The 20,664-nt window shown below is 66.9% G+C and carries 23 protein-coding genes and 1 pseudogene; 7 read left to right on the top strand and 17 right to left on the bottom strand.

The features are described from left to right. Positions 1-484: 484 nt before the first annotated feature. From ACFXHE_RS22195 to ACFXHE_RS22185, 3 genes are read right to left on the bottom strand one after another with little or no spacing between them, the layout of a single operon-like run. On the bottom strand, positions 485-1,306 hold the full coding sequence (locus ACFXHE_RS22195; RefSeq protein ID WP_379385760.1) for a YceI family protein: 822 nt from the start codon (positions 1,304-1,306) through the stop codon (positions 485-487). Beyond that, entirely contained in the window at positions 1,303-3,993 is a 2,691-nt protein-coding gene (locus tag ACFXHE_RS22190) for an MFS transporter (protein WP_379385758.1), read from the bottom strand. Before ACFXHE_RS22190 ends, ACFXHE_RS22195 begins: the two co-directional genes overlap by 4 nt. Then, positions 3,990-4,514: a MarR family winged helix-turn-helix transcriptional regulator gene (locus tag ACFXHE_RS22185; RefSeq protein WP_379385756.1), complete on the bottom strand. Its 525-nt coding sequence runs from the start codon at positions 4,512-4,514 to the stop codon at positions 3,990-3,992. The genes ACFXHE_RS22190 and ACFXHE_RS22185 overlap by 4 nt, the downstream gene beginning before the upstream one ends. A 194-nt stretch (positions 4,515-4,708) precedes the next feature. On the opposite strand from ACFXHE_RS22185, the gene ACFXHE_RS22180 reads away from it, so the two are divergent. Next, the gene (locus tag ACFXHE_RS22180; RefSeq protein WP_379385754.1) at positions 4,709-5,023 is read left to right on the top strand and encodes a hypothetical protein; all 315 of its coding nucleotides are present in this window, start codon (positions 4,709-4,711) and stop codon (positions 5,021-5,023) included. A gap of 9 nt (positions 5,024-5,032) precedes the next feature. On the opposite strand, the gene ACFXHE_RS22175 is transcribed toward ACFXHE_RS22180, so the two are convergent. Further along, positions 5,033-6,157 carry a PucR family transcriptional regulator gene (locus ACFXHE_RS22175; RefSeq protein WP_379385753.1) on the bottom strand — a complete coding sequence of 375 codons (1,125 nt, stop codon included), beginning with the start codon at positions 6,155-6,157 and terminating at the stop codon, positions 5,033-5,035. Positions 6,158-6,298: 141 nt separating this feature from the next. On the opposite strand from ACFXHE_RS22175, the gene ACFXHE_RS22170 reads away from it, so the two are divergent. Next, the gene (locus ACFXHE_RS22170) at positions 6,299-7,843 is read left to right on the top strand and encodes a long-chain fatty acid--CoA ligase (RefSeq protein WP_379385920.1); all 1,545 of its coding nucleotides are present in this window, start codon (positions 6,299-6,301) and stop codon (positions 7,841-7,843) included. Between the two features lie 2 nt (positions 7,844-7,845). Here the strand turns inward: ACFXHE_RS22170 and ACFXHE_RS22165 are convergent, their stop codons facing one another. The 5 genes from ACFXHE_RS22165 to ACFXHE_RS22145 all read right to left on the bottom strand — a co-directional run bounded on the left by ACFXHE_RS22165 (position 7,846) and on the right by ACFXHE_RS22145 (position 10,660). Continuing rightward, a complete protein-coding gene (locus tag ACFXHE_RS22165) occupies positions 7,846-8,232 on the bottom strand; it encodes a hypothetical protein (RefSeq protein WP_379385751.1) in 387 nt (128 codons plus the stop codon). After that, positions 8,163-8,552 (bottom strand): hypothetical protein, encoded by a 390-nt coding sequence (locus ACFXHE_RS22160; RefSeq protein ID WP_379385750.1) that lies wholly within the window; start codon positions 8,550-8,552, stop codon positions 8,163-8,165. The genes ACFXHE_RS22165 and ACFXHE_RS22160 overlap by 70 nt, the downstream gene beginning before the upstream one ends. A 95-nt stretch (positions 8,553-8,647) precedes the next feature. Beyond that, positions 8,648-8,959: a hypothetical protein gene (locus ACFXHE_RS22155; RefSeq protein WP_364619070.1), complete on the bottom strand. Its 312-nt coding sequence runs from the start codon at positions 8,957-8,959 to the stop codon at positions 8,648-8,650. A gap of 68 nt (positions 8,960-9,027) precedes the next feature. Then, complete coding sequence (locus ACFXHE_RS22150; protein WP_379385749.1) at positions 9,028-9,576, bottom strand: hypothetical protein; 549 nt, start codon at positions 9,574-9,576, stop codon at positions 9,028-9,030. A 274-nt stretch (positions 9,577-9,850) separates the two neighbouring features. Next, positions 9,851-10,660 carry a PIG-L family deacetylase gene (locus ACFXHE_RS22145; protein WP_379385748.1) on the bottom strand — a complete coding sequence of 270 codons (810 nt, stop codon included), beginning with the start codon at positions 10,658-10,660 and terminating at the stop codon, positions 9,851-9,853. A gap of 291 nt (positions 10,661-10,951) precedes the next feature. Between ACFXHE_RS22145 and ACFXHE_RS22140 the strand changes: the two genes are divergently transcribed. After that, complete coding sequence (locus tag ACFXHE_RS22140) at positions 10,952-11,710, top strand: dienelactone hydrolase family protein (RefSeq protein WP_379385747.1); 759 nt, start codon at positions 10,952-10,954, stop codon at positions 11,708-11,710. Here ACFXHE_RS22140 and ACFXHE_RS22135 read toward each other — a convergent pair. The 3 genes from ACFXHE_RS22135 to ACFXHE_RS22125 form a co-directional block, all read right to left on the bottom strand. Then, positions 11,678-12,028: a LysE family translocator gene (locus ACFXHE_RS22135; RefSeq protein ID WP_379385918.1), complete on the bottom strand. Its 351-nt coding sequence runs from the start codon at positions 12,026-12,028 to the stop codon at positions 11,678-11,680. The two genes, ACFXHE_RS22140 and ACFXHE_RS22135, sit on opposite strands and share 33 nt — an antisense overlap. Positions 12,029-12,351: 323 nt before the next feature. Next, the gene (locus ACFXHE_RS22130; RefSeq protein ID WP_379385916.1) at positions 12,352-12,978 is read right to left on the bottom strand and encodes a hypothetical protein; all 627 of its coding nucleotides are present in this window, start codon (positions 12,976-12,978) and stop codon (positions 12,352-12,354) included. Positions 12,979-13,345: 367 nt separating this feature from the next. Then, entirely contained in the window at positions 13,346-13,882 is a 537-nt protein-coding gene (locus ACFXHE_RS22125) for a winged helix-turn-helix transcriptional regulator (protein WP_379385746.1), read from the bottom strand. Between the two features lie 59 nt (positions 13,883-13,941). Here ACFXHE_RS22125 and ACFXHE_RS22120 point away from each other — a divergent pair, with 59 nt between their 5' ends. From ACFXHE_RS22120 to ACFXHE_RS22110, 3 genes are all read left to right on the top strand, one after another. Continuing rightward, a complete protein-coding gene (locus ACFXHE_RS22120) occupies positions 13,942-14,586 on the top strand; it encodes a dihydrofolate reductase family protein (RefSeq protein ID WP_379385744.1) in 645 nt (214 codons plus the stop codon). Between the two features lie 95 nt (positions 14,587-14,681). Further along, on the top strand, positions 14,682-15,038 hold the full coding sequence (locus tag ACFXHE_RS22115; protein WP_379385742.1) for a VOC family protein: 357 nt from the start codon (positions 14,682-14,684) through the stop codon (positions 15,036-15,038). A 161-nt stretch (positions 15,039-15,199) separates the two neighbouring features. Beyond that, positions 15,200-15,562: a hypothetical protein gene (locus ACFXHE_RS22110; RefSeq protein WP_379385741.1), complete on the top strand. Its 363-nt coding sequence runs from the start codon at positions 15,200-15,202 to the stop codon at positions 15,560-15,562. A 15-nt stretch (positions 15,563-15,577) separates the two neighbouring features. On the opposite strand, the gene ACFXHE_RS22105 is transcribed toward ACFXHE_RS22110, so the two are convergent. Next, positions 15,578-16,192: a TetR/AcrR family transcriptional regulator gene (locus ACFXHE_RS22105; protein ID WP_379385739.1), complete on the bottom strand. Its 615-nt coding sequence runs from the start codon at positions 16,190-16,192 to the stop codon at positions 15,578-15,580. A 52-nt stretch (positions 16,193-16,244) separates the two neighbouring features. Here ACFXHE_RS22105 and ACFXHE_RS22100 point away from each other — a divergent pair, with 52 nt between their 5' ends. Continuing rightward, positions 16,245-17,153 (top strand): alpha/beta hydrolase, encoded by a 909-nt coding sequence (locus ACFXHE_RS22100; RefSeq protein WP_379385737.1) that lies wholly within the window; start codon positions 16,245-16,247, stop codon positions 17,151-17,153. 585 nt (positions 17,154-17,738) lie between these two features. On the opposite strand, the gene ACFXHE_RS22095 is transcribed toward ACFXHE_RS22100, so the two are convergent. From ACFXHE_RS22095 to ACFXHE_RS22080, 4 genes and pseudogenes are all read right to left on the bottom strand, one after another. Beyond that, entirely contained in the window at positions 17,739-18,389 is a 651-nt protein-coding gene (locus ACFXHE_RS22095; RefSeq protein WP_379385735.1) for an esterase/lipase family protein, read from the bottom strand. Positions 18,390-18,594: 205 nt separating this feature from the next. Further along, a pseudogene (locus tag ACFXHE_RS22090) lies at positions 18,595-18,684 on the bottom strand (DUF4126 domain-containing protein); the annotation flags it as partial. A gap of 170 nt (positions 18,685-18,854) precedes the next feature. After that, a complete protein-coding gene (locus tag ACFXHE_RS22085) occupies positions 18,855-19,364 on the bottom strand; it encodes a MaoC/PaaZ C-terminal domain-containing protein (RefSeq protein WP_379385733.1) in 510 nt (169 codons plus the stop codon). Between the two features lie 138 nt (positions 19,365-19,502). Then, the gene (locus tag ACFXHE_RS22080) at positions 19,503-20,642 is read right to left on the bottom strand and encodes an acyl-CoA dehydrogenase family protein (protein WP_379385732.1); all 1,140 of its coding nucleotides are present in this window, start codon (positions 20,640-20,642) and stop codon (positions 19,503-19,505) included. Between the last annotated feature and the right edge of the window lie 22 nt (positions 20,643-20,664).

Genomic DNA, 20,664 nt, shown 5'->3' with positions numbered 1-20,664 from the left:
TCGAGAACGGACGAAGTGCGTCATGAGCCGCTTCCGAGAGCGGCGAAGCGAGCGACAGCAGTCGTACCACTGTCTGCTTCGGCAGACTTCGCCGCTCAATCACCAGCGCAGCGGCTCGGCGGCAATCACTGAGTTGCCCGGCTGCACTGGACAAGTCACTCGACATCGAGGAACAGATATGTCCAGCAAAATGATCAAGTTCGTGGCCGCAATCGCTATTGCCCTGCCTCTGGGCGCTATCGCAGCTCCGGCAGCTTCGGCCGCAACGCCTAGTTCGACATCGACCGCGGTTACTCCCGCTGATGGATCAATTGCTATCTGCTTCCCCCTGGGCAGTGTGGTCTGGTGCATCTGAGACCACGGGGCTGACGCCTCCGCATAATTGGAAGGAGCTGCGAGGATACTGTGGCATCCCCGGATTCCGGCTTCCCGGGGCCGGGGATGTCCCCATACTCACCAGACAGACACATTGAACGCGTCCACGCTACATCGCGGGTAACCGGTCTCCCTGGACGAGCTCTATGTCCAGTTCGAGACGTACCGTGGTGCCCACCGCGGCGATGCCCGCCTGCACCATGACGTTGTAGTCGAGCGCGAAATCCTCCCGGTGCAAGAGGGTTTCGGCGTGGAATGCCGCGCGAACGCCGCCCCACGGGTCGGGGCCGTAGCCCCCGTAAGTGACCGTGAGTTCGGTGGGGCGGGTGCGGCCGTGCAGGGTCAGGGCGCCGGGCATCGACCAGCCGGTAGGGCCGGTGCGGTGTAATCCGGTGCCACGGAAGGTGATCAGCGGATAGCGCTCGACATCGAGGAAGTCCGCCGACCGCAGGTGGTCGTCGCGCATGGCGATGCCGGTGTCGACGGTGGCGGCCTTGATTTCCGCGTATCCGGTAGTGCGCTCGAAGATCTCGGCAATGTCGAGTCGGCCGCCGACCTCGGCGAAGCGGGCCTTGATGCCGGCGATGCCGAGGTGGCGGGCGGTGACCAGGACGGTGGAGTGCGCCGGGTCGATGGTCCAGGGGCCCGGGGGCGGGGTGGTGACCGCGTCGGCGGAGCGTTCCAGGCGGATTTCGCCGAGAGTGCCCGCGCCGGTGGCCGAGATGCGGGCGATCAGCGCGACCGGCTGGTGGCCGGGTGCGGTGACGACCGCGGTGTGCGTGCCCGGGGGCAGCGGCGCGGTGGCCGCCGCCCCGGTCGTATCGGCGGCGGCCCGGGCGAGCTGGTGGCCGTCGAGGTCGGTGACGGTGAGTACCGCCTCGGCGACCGGCCAGCCCTCCGGATTGCGGATCTCGGCGGTCAGGCCGGTCACGACAACTCCGCGGCCGGATCGGAACTCGTTGCGTCGAACTCGGTTTCGCTCTGTTCCGCCGGAACCCGTTCGGGCTCGGTGCTTTCCAGGTCGTAGCCGAGTTCGACGGAGTACTCGACCTCGCCGCCGAGCACGGTCACCCGGCTGGTCACGGGCGGATAGCCGCGGGCGACGACGGTGTACGCGCCCGCGTCCAGATCGGTGAGCGTGTAGTGGCCGTCCGCGTCGGTGCGGGTGGTTCCGACCGGCGTGCCCGCCGCGTCCAGCAGGGTGACCTCAGCGTTCGCCACCGCCTGTCCGTCGCCCCGGACCGTGCCGGTGAGTGCCGCCGTCGGGGTCAGTTCGATGTCGTAGCGCAGCAGGCCACCGGCGGGCACCACCAGCGCCGTAGCTGTCGGGCGCAGGCGTTCGGCCGCCGCTACCAGGGTGTACGTACCGGCTCCGACGCCGTGGCAGACATAACCACCGTCGTCACCGGAGATGGCCGCGCCGACCACCTCACCGTGGAGATCGGTCACCGTAATGGTCACGCCCACAAGCAGTTCGCCGCCCGCGGTGCGCACGGTGCCGGACAGTTCGCCCGAACCCTCCAGCGTGAGGTCCAGTTCCGGCGACCGCCCGTTGATCGACACGTTCACCGCGGTCGGCATGTGCCCGTTCGCCGAAGCGATGAGCACATAGCTGCCGGTAGCGGGCGAGTCGATGCGATAGCGGCCGTCGTCACCGCCGGTGGCGCGCGAAACCTGATGCCCGCGTTGATCGATCAGGGTGAGCGCCGCGGCGGGGACGGGGCTGCCGTCCGTCCGCTGGATCCGGCCGCCGATCGACGACCCGTCCGCCCCGCCGAGTGTGGCGGTCGCGATCCGCTGCGCCATCGGGTCGTCGGCCATCGCAGCCTGCTCACCGGCGAGCAGAGCGTGACCGTTCGCGATGACGCCGTGCCCGTTGGCAATCGAGCTGTGCGCTGCCGCGGCGGCGGCCAGCACCGGCTCGGGCTGGGAGATCGCCTGGGCCGCACCCTCCCATACCTGGTCCTCGGCCCACTCGGCCTCGGCCTGCTGCGACGCAACCGCCGGATCGGACTGCGCGGCCAGGGGATCGGTGGCCGGGGCCGGAGCGGCCGGGGCCTCCTGGAGCGGGATCTCCTTCATGAACAGCAGCACTATGCACGCCACCAGGGCCACTCCCGCCGCGGCCCAGAACACGCCGTGCATCGAGTTGGTGAACCCGATCAGAATGGGGTCGCGTACCTGCGCCGGCAGCGCCGCGATGCCCGCGGTATTGGACTGCACGCTGGAGAGCTTGTCGGCCGAGAATCCGGGCGGCAGCTGTCCGCCGAACGCGTCGGTGATCTTGTGCGGCAACAGGTTGAACAGGATCGTCAGGAAGACCGCGACGCCCAGCGTGCCGCCGACCTGCCGGAAGAAGGTCGCCGCGGCGGTCGACACACCCATATCCGAACGCGGCCCGGCATTCTGCACCGCGATGATCAACGTCTGCATGCAGCCACCCAGCCCGAGACCGATGATGCCGCCGTAGACCAGCGGCTGCCACAGCGCGCTGTCGTACTGCACCGTCGCGTACAGCGCACCGCCGCAGGCGATGATGAACGTGCCCAGCACCGGCAGGATCTTGTACCGCCCGGTGCGCTTGGTGACCTGACCGGAGACCAGCGATCCGATCATGATGCCCGCCACCAGCGGCAGCATGAGCAGACCCGCCTTGGTGGGCGAGAAGCCGCGCACCACCTGCATGTACAGCGGGACCATGGAGATCGCGCCGAACATGGCGATACCGACGATGAAACCGCCCACGATGCACACCGTGAAGGTGGAATTCTTGAACAGCCGCAAGGGAATCAGCGCGGCGTCCGCCATCAGGTGCTCGACGACGAGGAACAACACGAGGCCGACGAGCCCGATGGCGTAGCAGACCAGCGCCCTGCCCGAACCCCAGCCCCAGCCGCGGCCCTGTTCGGCGACGATCAGCAACGGCACCACGCAGATGGCCAGCGCCACCGCGCCGCCCCAGTCCACGCGCAGGTCACGCCGCTGGTGCGGCACGTTCAGCACCCGCGCCACCACACCGAGCGCGAGTACGCCGATCGGCACGTTCACCAGGAACACCCAGCGCCAGCCCTCGATCCCCCACAGGTGGTCGAAGCCGGAGAACCAGCCGCCCAGCACCGGCCCGAGCACGGTGGCGATACCGAAGGTCATCATGAAATAGCCCTGGTAGCGGGCTCTTTCACGGGGCGGCACGATATCGCCGATGATCGTCATGGCCAGCGACATGAGCCCGCCCGCGCCCAGGCCCTGGAAGGCTCGGTACCCCGCCAGCTCGTACATGGAGGTGGCGAAGGTGCAGGCCGCGGAGCCGATGACGAACAGCCCGATCGCGGTGAGGTAGAAGGACTTTCGCCCGTAGATGTCGGCCAGCTTGCCGTAGAGCGGGGTGCTGATGGTGGCCGTGATCAGGTAGGCGGTGGTGGCCCAGGCCTGCTGGTCGAACCCGTGCAGGCTGTTGGCGATCTTGACGATCGCCACGCTGACGATGTTCTGGTCCAGCGCGGCCAGGAACATGCCCAGCAGCAGCCCGGACAGGATGGTGAGGATCTGCCGATGCGACAGTTGGGGTGGAGCGCCTGCCGGTGCGCCTGCGTGCGCGTCGGTCGTCGCTGTTGTCATGTGTCGATGCCCTGTTTCGAATCGATTGTTGCGGTGGTTTTTTCGATGCCGTCCACGAGCCGCGCCAGCAGACCGGTCAACGTTGCCCGGTCGGCGGTGGACCAGTCGGCCACCATTTCGGCGATCCAGAGATTGCGGAGCCGCCGGTTCTCGGCGAAGACGCGCTCCCCGTCGGCGGTGGCCTTGAGCACGCACGCGCGTCCGTCGATCGGATCGGCGCCGCGCTCGACCAGCCCGTGGCGCACCAGGTTCCGGCTCTGCCGGCTGATGGTGGAGATCTCGGCGTGCAGCAGCTCGGCGAGTTTCCCGGTGCGTTGCGGCCCGTCGTGGACCAGGGTGAACAGCATGGCGTAGGCCAGCTGTTCGAGTCCTTCGGGACCGTGTTTGATCACCCGATGCTTGGCCCGGCCGACGGCTCGGAGGAGCCGAACCAGTTGCGCCCCCAGCGCGTCGGCATCCCCCAGAGCCCCGGCGTCCGACAGGTCGGTGCTGGTATCGGGATCGTGGGTGGTGTGAGCCATAATCGGTTCCTTCTCACACTTACTTAGCACGTGCAACTACTTGCGTGTGCCAACTATACCCACGTTCGCCCGCCGGATTCCAGTCCCGGGTTCGGCGGCCATGGCTCCGGACCAGAAGCGCAGCCGGGAAGTTCGTGCGGTCGCAAACCCACGCCGTCAGGTGGAAACCGGCGTGTAGTGACAGACTTCCGACCATGAGTGCGCAGGACGATTTCGAGCGGGTTGCGGCGGAGCTCGCCGACCGGGGCGTGACAGTCGCAAAGGTCTTCGGAAAGCCCGCCTACAAGGACGTCAGCGGCAAGGCGTTCGCATGCCTTTTCCAGGATGCTCTGGCCTGCCGCCTGCTCGAAGGGACCGCCGAGCACAAGGAGGCGTTGGAGTTGCCCGGTGCCGAGCTGTTCGATCCGTCGTCGCGGCATCGGCCGATGAAGGACTGGGTGTGCGTGCCGCACGCGAACGCTGGCCGCTGGCTGGAATTCGCCGAGGCCGCCTACGGTCGCCCGCGCTGAGTAAGGCCCTCAACCGGTCGCTCGGCGGTGCTGGATCGCCCACCAGACCTGTAGTGCGGTGCCCGCGCCGCGCAGATCGGTCGCGGCGAGTTCCTCGAAACGGGACAGGCGATAGCGAACGGTGTTGGGGTGCACGATGAGTCGCTCGGCGGTGGCGTCGACCCGCATACCGGTGTCGAGGAAGCACTCGGCGGTGTCGATCAGGGTGCGGGCGGCCTCGCCGGGGCCGAGCGGGTCGAGGTAGCGGCGCACGAGTTCGGCGCCCAGCTCGGTGTCGGCGGCGATGGCGGGCAGCAACCCGACGCGATCGAGGTCCAGCGGGCCGGTGAGGTCGAACAGCTGGGCGGTGGCGAGGACCCGGGTGGCCAGGCGGAAGGAGCGGTCGAGGTCCGCGATGCGGGTGGCGGGGCCGTAGGCGATCAGGCGGGACCCCTCGAGCCTGCTGGAGTTTTCCACAAAGCCCGCGAGATCGCCGTCCACCGTGGTGGCGAACCCGCGCACGATCGAAATACCTTGCAGGGCAGGCACTGTCGGTCCCTCATCCGGGCGGGACCGGTACGCGCGGTACTCGCCGTCGACGTCGAGACCGAGCTGCTGGGCGCGAATCTGCAGCTCCGCGGGGCCGATCGTGCCTAGCAGCAGGGCGCGGGTGACCTCGGCGCGGAACTGCTCGTCATGGCGGGCCAGCGCGATCTCGACCTCGCGATGGGCGGAACTGAAGGCGATGGAGGCCTGGTCGACGAGGTCGAGGAGGTCGGTGATGGACTCCAGCAGCACGCGGTCGGGAACCTTGCCGGCATGGGCGGCCGCGGTCAGCTCGGCCAGGATCTCGCGCACCGCGATGCGCCAGCCGCTCTGCACGTCGGCCAGTGAAATGCCCTGGCGGGCACGGGTTTCGCCGAAATCCCGCAGGGCGTCGAGATCGTCGGCCAGCAGCGGGCGGGAGTCGAGCAGGGCCCGGGCCAGCCGCTCCAGGATGGCCTCGGTGCTGCGCACGACGGTCGTCGCGGACAGGCGGGCGTAGACCGGCATCTCGGCGCGGGCGCGGTCGACCACGCGCGCGGACGCCTCGGGGACCCGGTCCAGGACCCCGGTGATCATCCGGTGTTTCGCGCTCGCGCGACTCGAACTCATGGTGTCCCGACCCTACGACCGGTGTCTTGGAGAAATCAACAATCCGGCGACCTGGAATTGAACCTCATCTCCATGGCGCACGTCACAGTGCCCGCGAATACTCGTGACACCGACCACAGTTGTTCGACGAAGGGTTACCCGATGTACCTGACCCAGGGGCTGCACCGCGCCGCCCAGCAGCGGCCCGACGGCGTCATGACCGTCTGCGGCGAGCGGACCCGCACCAATCGGGAGGTGCTCGATCGCGTGTCCCGGCTGGCCGGGGCGCTGCGCGGGCTGGGGGTCGCGCCGGGGGACCGGGTGGCCATGCTGTCGCTGAACTCGGACCGGTACCACGAGTACCTGCTCGCGGTGCCCTGGGCGGACGCGGTGCTCAACCCGGTCAATATCCGCTGGAGCGCCGCCGAGATCGCCTACAGCCTCGCCGATTCCGACAGCCGCGTCCTCCTGGTGGACGACGCCTTCGCGGCCCTGGTGCCCGCGCTGCGGGAGCGGTACGACGGACTGGCCACGGTGATCCACTGCGGTGACGGCGCGACGCCCGAGGGCATGGAGTCCTACGAGACGCTGATCGCCGCGGCCGAGCCCATCGCCGACGCCCGCCGCGGCGGTGACGCGCTGGCCGGAATCTTCTACACCGGCGGCACCACCGGATTCCCCAAGGGCGTCATGCTCAGCCACGCGAATCTGATGACCTCCGCGCTCGGCGGCGTCGCCACCGGCTACCTGATGTCCCAGGACACAGTGTTCCTGCACGCCGCGCCCATGTTCCACCTGGCGGATCTGGCCGGTTGGCTGGGTGTGCTCATCGTCGGCGGCACCCATGTGACGGTTCCGGCCTTCGACCCCGTGGCGGTGCTGAGTTCCATTCGGCAGCACCGGGTCACCTCGAGCGTGCTGGTGCCGGTGATGATCCAGCTGCTGGCCGATCACCCACAGGCGGCCGAATTCGATCTGTCCAGCGTCGAGCACCTCATGTACGGCGCGTCCCCGATCTCGGAGGCGGTGCTGGAGCGGGCCATGCGGCTGTTCCCACGCGCCGGATTCACCCAGGCCTACGGCCAGACCGAGGCCTCGCCCATCATCACCCTGCTCGGCCCCGGCGAGCACCGGGCCGGCCGATTGCGTTCGGCGGGAAAGGCGGTGCCGCACAGCGAAATCCGCATTGTCGACGGCGACGGGCAGGATGTGCCGGCAGGTGCGGTCGGGGAGGTGGTGACCCGCGGCGGCCACGTGATGCTCGGCTACTGGAACAAGCCCGACGAGACCGCCGCCGCGCTGCGCGCGGGCTGGCTGCACACCGGCGACGGCGGCTACCTCGACGCCGAGGGCTTCCTCCACATCGTCGACCGGTTGAAGGACATGATCGTGTCCGGCGGTGAGAACGTCTACTCCGCCGAGGTGGAGAACGCCGTCGCCGCGCACCCCGCCGTGGCCGCGGTCGCCGTCATCGGCGTCCCCGACGATGAATGGGGTGAACGAGTCCACGCGGTCATCGTGTGCAAGCCCGGCCATTCGGTGACCCCGGCCGAGATCCGCGATCACACCCGGCAGCTCATCGCCGGCTACAAGGCCCCGCGCAGCGTCGAGATCGTCGACGCCATGCCGGTATCGGGAGCCGGAAAGATCCTGAAACGCGACCTGCGCGAACGGTATTGGGGAGACCACGCGCGCCTGGTCAACTGACCCTAGTGGGTCGGCGATGCGTCGCAGGCCGCGGGACGTTCGGCGGCGGTGAAGAACTGGCAGACCCAGCTCGGAACAATCTGCCAGGCACCGTCTTCGGGAACGAGCGGAATCTCGAATGGCAACGCGTGCGAACCGAAACTCGTGACGCCGGTCGCCACCAGCAGGCCGTGACGCAGGCGGTGGACATCGTGGATCTGGTACCGGGCCGGTTGAGTCGCGTTGTCGGTCGTCCACGCTTTCCTGATGTCGCCGTTCTTGTCTCCGGCGATGCGCAGTGTGGGCGTTCCCGCGGCAGGATCGGTCCGCAGGGTGTCGCTCAGTTCCTGATCGAGCTCCGCGGCCGCCGGGACCGGTGGCTCAACGGCTTTGGGATCCGCGGCCGACACCAGTCCCGTGCCCGGGTTAGCGCGTCGACGAGGTCGAACCACAGCAGGGCGGCATCGACCGGCAACAGCTGCGCAGTCCCGGGACCGTATTGGTTGACCGCGACCGCCACGGTGGCGTGCTTGTCCGGTAGGTAGCCCAGCTGGTCGGTGAATCCGAGGACTGCCCCGTTGTGCCCCAGCCACTGGCCCATTCGGGTGATGCCGAGGCCGTAGCCGATGTCCCCGCCGTCCAGTTGCGTGAATCGTGTTCGGGCCTGGAAGGTTTCGGGTTTCAGCAGCGTGCCGGTCGCGAGCTGGGGGCCGTAGGCGAATTCGAGCATCCAACGGGCAGTGCGTCGTTGCCGGCCGACCCGCACACTTCGGGCCGGGACACCCAGCGTGTCCCGGCCCGAAGTGTGCTGCGGAGCAGAAAGAACTACTGGCCGGTCTGGCAGACGCCGTTCAGGATCGCCGCGTTGTTACCGACCAGCGCGACATCGCCCTTGGCCAGCGCGTCGGCGTAGTTGTCGATCGCCCACCGCTCCTGGCCGCTGGCGTCGATGGCGTGCAGGCGGTCGGCGACCTCCTGCTTCTGCTGCGGGCTCGGGCCGAGCGAACCGTAGCTGGCGAGGATGTCGTTGGCGGCCTGGCAGGCCGGGGTGAGGGCGTTGGCGGTGCCGGCGGGCAGCACCAGCAGGGCGCCCACGGCGCTGGCGGCCAGCAGAGCGGAAGGCAGGATCTTGCGCATTCATTCACTCCCAAGAGATCGTGTGCGGTTGGCGCCTCCGAGTTTGCCCGATGCCCGCCGAAAATCGATCATCGACATCTGCTCAACGACCCACCACCGGGGCTGATTAGGGAGAAATCCCCCAATGGTGTGCAGTTCTCCGGCATCGCATGGGCGGCTCGCCGCCGTGAATCCACGATGCGCACGGTCGGCCGCTCCTCGCCTGGCGCGGGCTCGGCGTGTCGCCGAAGCGCACCGGGGCGGATCGTCTCGAGGCGGCGAGTGCGGCACGGTCCCCCAGCGTTCCCCGGCGGACCGTCCGCCCCGTCCGTTCCCGTCTGCTGCTGCCGATCCCGTTCGGCGATCCGTGCGAACAGCCGCACCACGACCTCCTCGAGCCGCAGGCCGAGCGATTCGGCCCGCAGCGCGGCCATCTCCAACGCGAACTCACGGTCGGCGGGTGACGGGTCGCTCAGGATCTCGTCCAGCGCCATCCCGTCGATGGCCTGCTCCCGGGTCAGATCCCACCCCGGCAGCCAGCTCAACACCCACGTACCACCGCCGGAACCGAACACCAGATGCGCGGTCTCGGGCGTCACATCGCTGGTAATCGCGCGACCGGATATGCGGAGCGCCATAGCCTTTCACCCTCTCGATCCCCTCGAAATCTACGGGTGCAGCCTTGAAGATCTCTATCGAATTGCTTGCCCCGCATTACAACCGAAGGTGTCCTCCGGCCCTGCGGCAGCGTGCGTTCCCCAAGATCAAGACTACTTGCAGTGGGCCGATGCGTAAAAGACGCAACGATGTGAGGCGGGTACGGGGCACAGCGTCGGTATATGTTGCCGAGTCCACCAGGTCACGACGGCCGGCACAACCCGCCGTGACGGTGTGGAGCAGGGACTATGCCGGTCAGCGGAGGCCGGCGAAGAGGTCGGTTTCCTGGGCGGGTGCGGCGACGCGGTTGACGTGGCGGACGAAGGATTCGGTGGCGAAGATCGTGTGCTGTAGTTCGGCGGGCAGCTGCAGGAACGGCACGCTGTCGCTCTGACTGGCGTGGGCCTCGAGCGCCTTGATCTTGCGCCGGGCATAGGGGGCCACGTCCACGACGGTGGTGATCTGATCCATGGGCGTGCCGAAGTTGTTCGGCGGCTCGAAGTCGATCAGGCCTCTCACCCGCAGATCCGCGAACATTTCACGGGAGGATTCGCGCGGAAGCGCCGTGTAGTAGAGCTTGTCCGGGATATCGGTTGCCGCTGCCGCCGCCACTGCGACACGGTTGGCCTGGATGTGGTCAGGGTGGCCATAGTTGCCGTTTTCGTCATAGGTGACGACCACTTGGGGACGGTAGTGCCGCATGAGGTCCGCGAGTCGTGCGGCCGCCTGCTCGACCGGAATATTCCAGAAGGCCTCGGGGTCGTGGTTGGCGTCCCAGCCGTCCATCCCCGAATCGCGGTAGCCGAGCAGCTCGACGTGCTGGATGTCCAGCAGTGCAGCCGACTCCTGCAGTTCGGAAAGTCGTTGCGCCCGTACCGCATTCGGATCGTGTCCCGGCTGCCCCGGCTTGATCCCGCCGGGCGCATCGCCCTGCTCGCCATTGGTGCAGGTCACCAGGACCGTCCGGATTCCTTCGGCGGCATACTGCGCGAAAACCCCACCGGTGCTGAGGACTTCGTCGTCCGGATGGGCATGTACGGCCATGATCGTCAGTTGGTCGGTCATGAGTCCCCATCCGTATGTGCTCGGCGATTCGGTGCATTCACTTCACGAAGCAACACCGCGACTCGGAGCGGTGATTCCCGTGCCTCGAAATCGGGCGGCGACCAGGGCTGTGATCGGCACGTGTACCCCGCGGTATCACCCGATGTTCGACGTCATGAGTTGGTGGCGAGGGGCCGGGTGCTTGTTGTCGATGTGTGCGCCGCGTCATTCGCGTCTGTCCGCCGCCGTGTCGAATCGGCCGATCTTGCATGAGGTACGTTCGAAAGGGGCACGCGACAGGAGGATTCAACGATGACTGCTGTGGACGGGATGTCGGTCGACATTCGTACACCGGACGGAGTCGCGGACGCGTACGTCGTCCATCCCGACGATGGCGCGCCCCATCCGGGAGTGCTGGTGATCCAGGACGGGTTCGGGCTGCGGCCGAGCCTGCGAGCGCTGGCCGACCGTATTGCCGCCCACGGCTACACCGTCCTGCTGCCCAACGCCTTCTACCGGCACGGGCGTGCACCGGTGATCGAGCTGCCGGACTTCATCGATCCGTCGGAGCGGCCGGAGATCTTCCAGCAGCTCTTCCCGATGATCCGTGAGCTGACACCGGAGCGAATGCGTTCCGACGCGGGCGCCTACCTCGACTGGCTGGCAGCGTCACCGCAGGTCGCCCCGGGCAAGGTCGGTCTCACCGGCTATTGCATGGGTGCCCGGCTGGCGGTGATCATCGCCGCCATGTTCCCCGATCGGGTCGCGGCGGTGGCCGGATTCCACGGCGGACCACTCGTCACCGACAATCCGGAAAGCCCGCACCTGACCGTCGGAAACATTACGGGGGAGCTGTATTTCGCCCACGCCGGCGAGGATCACCACATGACTCCGGAGCACATTGCCCAGTTCGACAAGGCACTCGATGCCGCCGGTATCCGCCACCGAACCGAAGTCTACGAAGGCGCGCAACACGGCTACACCCAGGCCGACACCGCCGCCTACGACGCCGAGGCCGACGAACGCCACTACCGCGAACTACTGAACCTGTTCGACCGCAACTTGCGCTGAGCACGTCCGTCCCCAGCGATTCTCACAGGCGCACAAGCGCTTCCGGGCCGTTCCGGCTCCAGCAGTCGTGCTCGGCGCGGGTTGCGGCCAGGTCGCCCGCCTCACTGAATAGGCCAGCTCCGGCGTGGTGAGCAGCACCGAGACCCCCGCTGCCGCGGCAACGTCCCAAACCAGCGTCCCGCTTCCGATGCCGACAGCCGAGGCGAATGCGTAGCGACGGCCTTCGCTCACCGCGGCCCGAAGCACGAGTGCGGTATCCATGCCGGGAACGAGGGTGAGGAGACCAGCGACCACGGCAAAAGACAACAACGCGTGCATCATTCGCTCAGCGTAGGTGCGGCCAAGGTGGGTACACGCCAGTCTGGGCGCGCACTCTGACTGAGGAATTGGCTGCGGCACGCTGTTCGATGGCCGATAGTGCGTGATTGGACCGGGTGTCTCGAGCTCGGCACGAGCGATGCGCTTGCGCTGCTGTGGGTCTCGACCGCCGGCCGCCTCATGACTGGTTCGGGTGGGCGGGAGATCAGCCGGCGGGCACGGTGAAAGTGGTTGGACTGCGGCGGCGATCGAGGACGTTGGCAGGATGCCGGGTCTCCGACTCGGACGGGCGGCGCCGGAGTGCCGGCGCCGCCCGGTGCGGGTTAACCCACCAACTCGGGGACGCGCAGGTGTGCGAGCGCGAGTTCGAACTCACCGACGTCGGTCACCTCGACGCCGGCCTGCTGCGTCGTGGATGCCCGGAGATCCGCTGCCTCCATGCTGTTGCGAGCCATGGCCTCGGCGCTGTCGAACGAGGCGGACGAGACAGTGGTCCCGGTTGCCCGATTGACCATGAGACTGGCACTGCAGAAGCCTTCCAGCCCTTCCATGCCCGGCAGGGCAGCAGATCGGTAGACGTTGATGGCCGAGTCGAGCCGATCCGGGGTGGTCCGGGTCCAGATCGCCCGCACGCAGGCACCCTCCTGTGCGAGGTGGTCCCGATGCAGAACGGCGATATCCCATTCCTCGACCAGCGGTCCGCCACCCCCGAACATTTCGGCCGCGCGATCGCGAATCGGGCGAACTCGACCCTGACTGTCACGCATCGCGTCTTCCGTTTCCCACGCCGTCGTGGCGATGCACCGGCCGGAGCGTCGGTCGACCATGAGCGACAGGCCCACCCAACCGGGCATGTCCGCCAATTCGGACATCACTTCATCGCGCATGTAGGCAATCCCGGCATCAATAGAGGACAGCTGCGCCTGAATCGTGCTAGAGCGTGCGAACACGTTCGATCCACCTCCTCTGAGCGGGGGCAGCGCCTCGGTGACGCCACCGACGCCCCTCAGCCTGCCCCGGCAAGATCGCTGTGGCAATAGCCTGCCGGCAAACGCCCGGCAGCCATCGGTGAACAGCGGAAACGGATCATCCGGCGCGGCCCCGGTGCCTGAGCAGATATCTCGACTTCCGGCGCGTGTGGGCCGGCGGCGGCGTGGTCGCAGTACCACCGATGTGGGCGAATGCAGCTTGGAGACCTGGAAAACGGCAGAGAGCGAACGGTTCTCGTGCAAACCGGCATGGTGCACTCCGGGCCGCACCGCGGCTGGCTGGTGACGCACTTCTTGCTGCCGGTGCACCCCTGAGGATCCGCGGCCGTTATCTGGTGGCTTCCTGTTCTCGGCGGACTGCGGCCTCGTAGGCGGCCGTCAATTCCGACAGGACGCCGTCGGTTGGGGGCGGTGCGCCGTGTAGGTGGATGGCACGGAGTTCGGCCATGAATCGCTCCCACAGGGCGGGGCCGCCGGCGGCGAGGAGTTCGGCTCGCACGGTCAGCTCCGGGGTCGTATCGAGCCAGCGTGCGCCCCATGCGCCGAGTTGAGCCATGACCGGCAGGAGCTGGATCGCCGCTTCGGTGAGGTGGTATTCCACCTTCTGCCGGTGGCTCGGATCGTTGTCGCGGGTGAGCAGGCCCGCGTCGACGAGTTTCGACAGGCGAGCCGCGAGGATGTTCGAGGCGATGCCCTCGATGGATCCGGAGAGTAGTTCGCGGAAGTGGGTGGCGCCGCTGAACATGATGTCGCGCAGGACGATCAGACTCCACCGGTCCCCGAGCAGCTCGACCGTCATATTGATCGGGCAGCCGGACTTGCCCGGGGGAGTCGTCAGCTTGTCATGAGCAACTGGTTGCACCATGAGATCAGTCTAGGTACAGTCCAAAACTGATTGCAGATTGCAACCAGAAGGGATTGTCGATGGCGCAGATGGTTCGGGTTCACAATTTCAATCTCTCCAGCGATGGGTACGGCGCCGGTGAGGGGCAAAGTCTCGCGCACCCGTTCGGCGATGCCGACGCGACCGCGCTGTTCTCCTGGTCCGGCGCCACCGCCCACGCGCCCACCCGGACCGAGCCCGGCGGCAGCTACGGCCTCGACGACTACTGCACCCGGGAGTGGCACCGCAATATCGGCGCAGAAATCATGGGCCGCAACAAATTCGGCCCCCAACGCGGCCCGTGGGAGAACTACGAGTGGGAAGGCTGGTGGGGAGAGGAGCCGCCCTTCCGCACACCGGTATTCGTCCTCACCCACCATGTACGGCCGTCGATCACCCGGGGCGCCACCACATTCCACTTCCTGAACACATCTCCGAAGGACGCCCTGGAACAGGCTCTCGAGGCCGCCGAAGGTAAGGACGTCCGCATCGGCGGTGGCGTGGCCACGGTCCGCCAATTCCTCGACGCCGACCTCATCGACACCCTCCATTTCGCCGTCGCGCCAGTCGAATTCGGCCACGGTGAAAGACTGTGGACAAGCCCCGACGAACTCACCGACCGCTTCCACCTGGAGCAGATCCCGAGCCCGAGCGGCGTGACGCACCACTTCTTCTGGCGCCGATAGCTCGGATCAGCTGACGGTGCCGCCCGGACGCGCGGGGTGGCACCGCGTCCGATGCGGTCTCACCGGCAGTGGTGATGTTGCAGAACACTGAAGTGATGGCCAATCGCTGGGTTGGGGTGACCATCGACTGCGTGGACGTGCAACGGGTGGCGGGCTTTTGGAGCGCGTTGCTGGACCGGCCTTGGGGGCCTTCCGAACCCGGCTGGGTCTATCTCGGGGATCCCGGAGATCCACAGCCTCGCCTTGTCTTCCAGCCGGTGGCCGAGCCCAAGCGTGGCAAGGTGCGTGTGCATCTTGATGTCGCAGTGGACGATATCGATCAGGGGATCGCCCAGGTTGTCGCGCTCGGTGGAAAGTGGACGGGAGAGCGGCACGACTATGACGAGGGCGTGGTCGTCGTGATGGCTGACCCCGAGGAGCACGAATTCTGTCTGGTTCAGTACCGCTCGTAGTTCGGGGTTGTCCCGCCGACCGCGGTTGAACGGATCATCCCACCGATGACGGATTCGATGACCAATTCAATGCCCTACTGCGAGATGCCAAGTCCCTGTTAGAGTTCGCCGCCGTCTTTGTTTCGGGGTGGCGGGGATTCGACAAGAGGAATGGGTTGGGGATGAAGCGTGTGTTCGGGGTGGGCTCGGCCGGCGCGGCGGCGTTCGCGATGGCCGTGGGTGTAGCTGCTGCGGCCCCCGGCGATGTGAGCAACGGCGACCCGAATGTGCTTGCACAGCAGCAGATCCGGCACGTGTCGGTAGGAGTGGATATCCCATCCGACATGTGGGTCTTCTCGCCCCCGGCCGCCGGACTCGCCTGCTACTGGGGTTACGTGCCGTACCCCGGCTATGACGCCCAGGGCAAGCCGTATTCGCCCTGGACGGACACACTTCACGTGGTCGGCCCCGGCGGCTGGACCGAACACCTCGACCCCGGTTCAGTGATCGAAACCAACTGCTACATGCACCGATCCGGAGTGTAAACCGGCACCGGTGGATCAGGTGGCCTGTGCGGCGAGTGCTCGCGTCCAGAACTCGTTCACGAACTCGACGGAGGATTCGATCGTGTGGCCGTCGAGTGGCTCGAGCACGACACCGTGGATCTGCGCTTCGACCGCTTGAATCAGTAGCAGCGCGGTCAATGTGGGATCGGCTCCGGCCACACCGAGACGGCTGAGGTGAAAGGCGACCTCGCCGGCCAGGAGTTGCTCGAACTGTCGTAGCTTCGCCGTGCTGGCGGGTGTGCGAGGCGCCTGCTTGTAGAGCAGCCGATGCATGTGCGGCGCGGCAGTGTGCAAGCGGGCGACCGCGGTGATCAGCCGTCGTACGGTGTCGATCAAAGGTGGCTGCTCGCTGCGTAATTGGGCTGCTTCGGCCAGCAGGTCCTGGGCGCCGTCGCGGAGATGGCGTTCGGCCAGGGCATAGAGCAGCGCGTCTTTGTTGGGCACGTAGTGGTAGAGCGTCCCGATGGACACGCCGGCCAGCTCTGCCACCTTGTTGGTGGTGGTCGCGGCGTAGCCGTGCTGCTGGAAAAGTCGAGCAGCCGCATCGAGGATCGCGTCGAAGGTGAACTCCGATCGCTGCTGGCGCGGTGTTTTACGGGGTGTCGACATGGGCTCCCGAAACCGAGTTGTCAGAACCGAGGATTACTCGAATTATTGTGACATGCACGGCATCTACCTCGCCTTTCTTCCCGCTGACCTCGGGCACGGCCTGCAACTCCGACCCGAGTCGACATGGTGGCGATGGCGTGGCGCGCGCATCCACATCGAGCGCGTCCCCCGACCCCAGGCGCGCGTGCGGATGCTGCTGGTGCACGGTGGCGGCGGACATTCGGCGCTGATGTGGCCGTTCGCCGCCTTGGCGATCGCTCAGGGCTTCGAGGTATCGGCGCCCGACCTGCCGGGGTATGGCCGCACCGAGGTGGGATCGCCTCGGGCAGTGCGTTATTCGGACTGGGTGGACTGCGTTGCCGACCTGGTCCGGGCCGAGAAGGCGGCCGATCCGCGCCCGTTGGTCGTGTTCGGGGCCAGTATGGGCGGGATGCTCGCCTACGAGGCGGCGGCCCGCACCGGGATGGTCGACGCGATCGCTGCGACCTGTCTCCTCGATCCTCGATCGCCGCGAGTCCGTAGCTCTATCGGGAGATATCGCTGGCTCGGCCGCTACGGCACACGGCTGCTCGTCCCCGCGATCGACAGTGTCCGGGTGCCGATGCGATGGGTCGCCAACATCACGGCAATGTCCAGCCTTCCCGACCTCACCGCTACTGTCATCGCGGATCCCCGGGGTGGGGGAGTCCGGATACCGCTGGGCTTCCTGCGCACCTACGTGCGATCAGCCCCACTGGTCGAGCCGGAGAACTTCGCCGCCTGCCCGGTGTGGCTGCTCCACCCGGGCGCAGATCGCTGGACACCATCGGCGCTCAGCGAAACGTTCTTCGACCGACTCGCTGCCCCGAAACACCTTGTCGTCCTGGACGATGCAGGCCATTACCCGGTGGAAGAGCCCGGAATCCGCCGGCTGACCACAGCATTGGCGGACATCCACCACCAGATTGCCGCCGCCACCTGACCGAGATGGCATCGGAACACCGGCCAGCTGACCGCCACCGAGGACACAGACTCGATTCTGTGGCTCGCGACTCCCCGCCGACGGACCTACCGAGATCTTCCTCGACCGTCTCTTCCCCTGTCGCCTGTGACTCGGGCAAGCCCGCAGATCTGGTCCGAATCAACCGAATTCGGGCCGGGGCTGGCGCATTCGGCATCATGACCCGCGCGGCTGTGCCCGGTCGGTGCAGGCAGCGCCGACGCTCTACTACATGTGATAGTAGACGATATGGCAGGTTGAGACGCTGCAAGCACAAGACGCGTTCATCGGAGCAAGAGCTGATACTGGCGAGGGCCGATCGATTCCGGTGAGCCACTGGTATCAATCCGGTCCCCACCGATTACGACCGGCTCGCTGCACTCACATCGATCGGAGCTGCGGAGTGCTCTGTAGTGAAATGGCATCGGGCACTATATGACCCGGATCGGACACTCGTCCGGGTCTGAGCTTGTTCTTCAACCTCGCGTTGATAGCGGGCGGTCAGTCGCTTGGCGCTGTGAGCACTGGGAGGAGGTCAGCGAAGCCACACGCGCCGGACCTTGGCGTTCAGGGGCAGTTGGTGGCCAATGGCGCACCACGCAGCGCGGAATCGATCAACTGCTGCAATGCACCGTCGATCGGCTCTTGGCCGTGGGAGACCGTACGGCCGGGGCAGAACGATTGAATACTGACATTGGTCGCACCCGGCAGCGGGCTCTTCTCCGCCCCAGCGTTGTCGGAGAAGAAGTGGTAGGCGATCAGGCCCGGCGGCACCGCGGGATCCGCATTGAGCCGAGTCAGGAATGCCGAACCCGGTACCAGATCTTGGCATCCCGGGGACACCTCGGAGCATAGGGTTCCGAGGTCGTCACCTTGTTCGGGTGTGCCGTAGTCGATGTAGGTTCCGACCGAATCGATTCCGCCGAGGAATTTCACATAGGCCCGCTGTGCGAGACCGCCCATGGAGTGACCGACCAGATCCACCCGTCGCGCCCCGGTCTGTCGACGGATATCGGCGACCTTGTCGGCGACGGCCTGCGCCGACTCCGAGATCGGTGCTGTCCCCGTGGGATTCCCGGCCAGCACCATCGAAAAGGTGGAATATCCGCGTGCATCGAGCCAACCCTGGAGGCTCTCCAACCGCGCCTGATCCGCATAGATGCCGCCGATCACCAGGACCGGGTCCCGGTCACCACCTTCCGCTGCCGCGGTCCCCACGTGCCCGGTGACCAATCCTGTTGCCGCGCACAACAAGACGATGCCTGTGCGTGCGATCTGCCTGAGGGAGTACATCGGCCCGCTTTCGTTGAAGATCTGACTGCCGTTCTACCACCGCAGTTATCGGTGTGCCGAGTCGGTGCAGCCGATCCGAATTTCTCGAGTGCCTTGCGGTGGTTCGTGACGGCTTGGTTTCAGATCCTGGCCAGGCCACCACCGCGGGTGCGGTGAGCGCCCGGAGGCCCGCAACTACGCCGATAAGCAGGGCTAACAGCAATACCAGCGCGTGTGTCATGTAGCCCTCTTCTCGTGCAAGTGGGTGAAGGAGTATCCGCTGTTGACCGCGATCGTCTGGTCGGTGACCCAGCTGGCCGCGTGCGAACGGGATGCGAGCGGGTCGGCTACCACGTGAGCAGCCCTGCTGAGATGACCACGAGCGACCGAGCGCGGTGCGTCGTATGCCGCTCAGACCTGCGAATCTTCCACCCCCGACGTCGTCGGGGCCGCAGGTGCGGCGGCGTTGCCTCGGCAGTGGACGTAGCCATCGAGTTCGATGATCATGACGCGCTCGTCGTGCTGGTTGGAGAGTTCCCCCTGGACACGGACTTTCGCTCGCCCGCCCCGCGCCGGCGCGACCTCAGCGATCGTGACCCGGCCCGTAAGGGTGTCTCCGGGGTGGACCGGTTTCGGCAGCGTCATGCCCCTGACGTCGCGTCCGGCGACGACGGCCCATCGCGAGTAGACGCCGGCCACGGCGAGTCGTTGGAACACGCACAGAGTGTGTAGGCCGCTGGCGATTACCCCGCCGAAGTGTTCGCCATCGCCGACATGGATCGCCAGCGGATCCCATTGCTGCGCGAACGCGCGGATGGCTTCCTCGGTCAGGTTGTATCGGCCGAGTTCCTGCGTGACACCGATTATCTCGGTGAGGTCCTCGGCGTAGAGGCGCGCGCCTGTGGACTGGTTTCCGTTCATGGGATATCTCCTTGGCGTGGCTCAGGTGAGGAGACACGGTGGACGGCGGTGACGTCGACGGCGAGGATCACTTGGTTGGCGGACCACTGATGACGCCAGCCAGATGATCCTCGCCGGCCTATGCGTCAGGCGTCGTCGTCACCGGTTGTACAGATCGCGGGCGATGATCATCTTCTGGATCTGCGGTGTGCCGTCACCGATCTGGTAGCCCGACACGTCGCGCAACATGGCCTGCAACGGCATTTCCTCGGACCAGCCGATGTGGCCGTGCAGGACGACGCAGTCGTTGACGGCGGCCATCGCGACCTGCGGAGCCCACCACTTGAGCATCGCCGCCTGGGCGGTGTGCGGCTCGCCCGCCATGCGCAAGCCGAGGGTCTGATAGGCCAGCGCCCGGACCGCGGTGATGTAGGTGCTGTGCTCGGCCAGCGGGAACTGCACACCCTGGTTCACCGCCAACGGCTGCCCGAAGGTGGTGCGCTGCTTGGTGTATTCCACTGTCATGTCGACGGCGCGCTGCGCGGTGCCGATCACCATGAGCCCGATCAGAGTTCTGGTGAGGTCGAATTCGCGCATGATCCCGTGGAAGCCGGTGCCCGGTTCCATCATCACGGCGGAGTCGGGCACGAAGGTGCCGTCGAAGGTGAGCGCGCCGCGGCCGATGGGCTTGCAGCCCGGGTCCTGGAACGCCTGACGCGCGATGGTCGGATCGTCGAGCGGCACCACGAAGGCGCCGATTCCCTTGGCGCGCTTGCCCGGATCGGTCTGCGCGATGACGGCGGCGACATCGGCGTGCGGAGCCTGGGTGATGGAGGACTTCTCGCCGTACAGTTTCCAGCCGCCCTCGACCCGCTCGGCGCGGCAGGTCAACGCGGAGGCGTCGGAGCCGGTGCCGGGTTCGGTGAGTGCGGTGCAGCCGATGGCTTCGCCGGAGATCAGTTTGGGCAGCCACTCCTCGCGCACCGCCGCCGGGGCGTGTGCGGCGAAGAAGCTGGTCTGCACATTGACGAAGAAGTACGCCAGCGCCATGGTCGAGCAGGCGTAGCCGATTTCTTCGGCGCCGATCCCGAGGGCGAGCAGGTCCGCGCCCTGTCCGCCGTATTCCTCCGGCACGGCCAATGCGGTGAGACCCGCAGCGGCCAACTCCCGCAGCTCCGCGCGCGGGTATTGCGTGCTCGCGGCCCGTTGCAGCTGGCCGGGAGTGAACTTCTCGCGGGCGAACTTGCGGACGTTGTCGCGGAAGACGAGGTGATCCTCGTCGAGGATGAATGCGTTCATGATGGTCCGATCTGGTTGCAGG

Source organism: Nocardia sp. NPDC059229 (assembly GCF_042754165.1).
Lineage (GTDB): Bacteria > Actinomycetota > Actinomycetes > Mycobacteriales > Mycobacteriaceae > Nocardia.
Note: the sequence above shows the minus strand (reverse complement) of the source record. Positions and strands in the feature narration are given on the sequence as shown.

Coding starts and splice junctions, on each gene's coding strand:
- ACFXHE_RS22190 (WP_379385758.1), bottom strand. CDS start 3,993: ATGACAACAGCGACGACCGACGCGCACGCAGGCGCACCGGCAGGCGCT.
- ACFXHE_RS22185 (WP_379385756.1), bottom strand. CDS start 4,514: ATGGCTCACACCACCCACGATCCCGATACCAGCACCGACCTGTCGGAC.
- ACFXHE_RS22180 (WP_379385754.1), top strand. CDS start 4,709: ATGAGTGCGCAGGACGATTTCGAGCGGGTTGCGGCGGAGCTCGCCGAC.
- ACFXHE_RS22175 (WP_379385753.1), bottom strand. CDS start 6,157: ATGAGTTCGAGTCGCGCGAGCGCGAAACACCGGATGATCACCGGGGTC.
- ACFXHE_RS22170 (WP_379385920.1), top strand. CDS start 6,299: ATGTACCTGACCCAGGGGCTGCACCGCGCCGCCCAGCAGCGGCCCGAC.
- ACFXHE_RS22160 (WP_379385750.1), bottom strand. CDS start 8,552: ATGCTCGAATTCGCCTACGGCCCCCAGCTCGCGACCGGCACGCTGCTG.
- ACFXHE_RS22155 (WP_364619070.1), bottom strand. CDS start 8,959: ATGCGCAAGATCCTGCCTTCCGCTCTGCTGGCCGCCAGCGCCGTGGGC.
- ACFXHE_RS22150 (WP_379385749.1), bottom strand. CDS start 9,576: ATGGCGCTCCGCATATCCGGTCGCGCGATTACCAGCGATGTGACGCCC.
- ACFXHE_RS22145 (WP_379385748.1), bottom strand. CDS start 10,660: ATGACCGACCAACTGACGATCATGGCCGTACATGCCCATCCGGACGAC.
- ACFXHE_RS22140 (WP_379385747.1), top strand. CDS start 10,952: ATGACTGCTGTGGACGGGATGTCGGTCGACATTCGTACACCGGACGGA.
- ACFXHE_RS22135 (WP_379385918.1), bottom strand. CDS start 12,028: ATGCACGCGTTGTTGTCTTTTGCCGTGGTCGCTGGTCTCCTCACCCTC.
- ACFXHE_RS22125 (WP_379385746.1), bottom strand. CDS start 13,882: ATGGTGCAACCAGTTGCTCATGACAAGCTGACGACTCCCCCGGGCAAG.
- ACFXHE_RS22120 (WP_379385744.1), top strand. CDS start 13,942: ATGGCGCAGATGGTTCGGGTTCACAATTTCAATCTCTCCAGCGATGGG.
- ACFXHE_RS22115 (WP_379385742.1), top strand. CDS start 14,682: ATGGCCAATCGCTGGGTTGGGGTGACCATCGACTGCGTGGACGTGCAA.
- ACFXHE_RS22110 (WP_379385741.1), top strand. CDS start 15,200: ATGAAGCGTGTGTTCGGGGTGGGCTCGGCCGGCGCGGCGGCGTTCGCG.
- ACFXHE_RS22105 (WP_379385739.1), bottom strand. CDS start 16,192: ATGTCGACACCCCGTAAAACACCGCGCCAGCAGCGATCGGAGTTCACC.
- ACFXHE_RS22100 (WP_379385737.1), top strand. CDS start 16,245: ATGCACGGCATCTACCTCGCCTTTCTTCCCGCTGACCTCGGGCACGGC.
- ACFXHE_RS22085 (WP_379385733.1), bottom strand. CDS start 19,364: ATGAACGGAAACCAGTCCACAGGCGCGCGCCTCTACGCCGAGGACCTC.
- ACFXHE_RS22080 (WP_379385732.1), bottom strand. CDS start 20,642: ATGAACGCATTCATCCTCGACGAGGATCACCTCGTCTTCCGCGACAAC.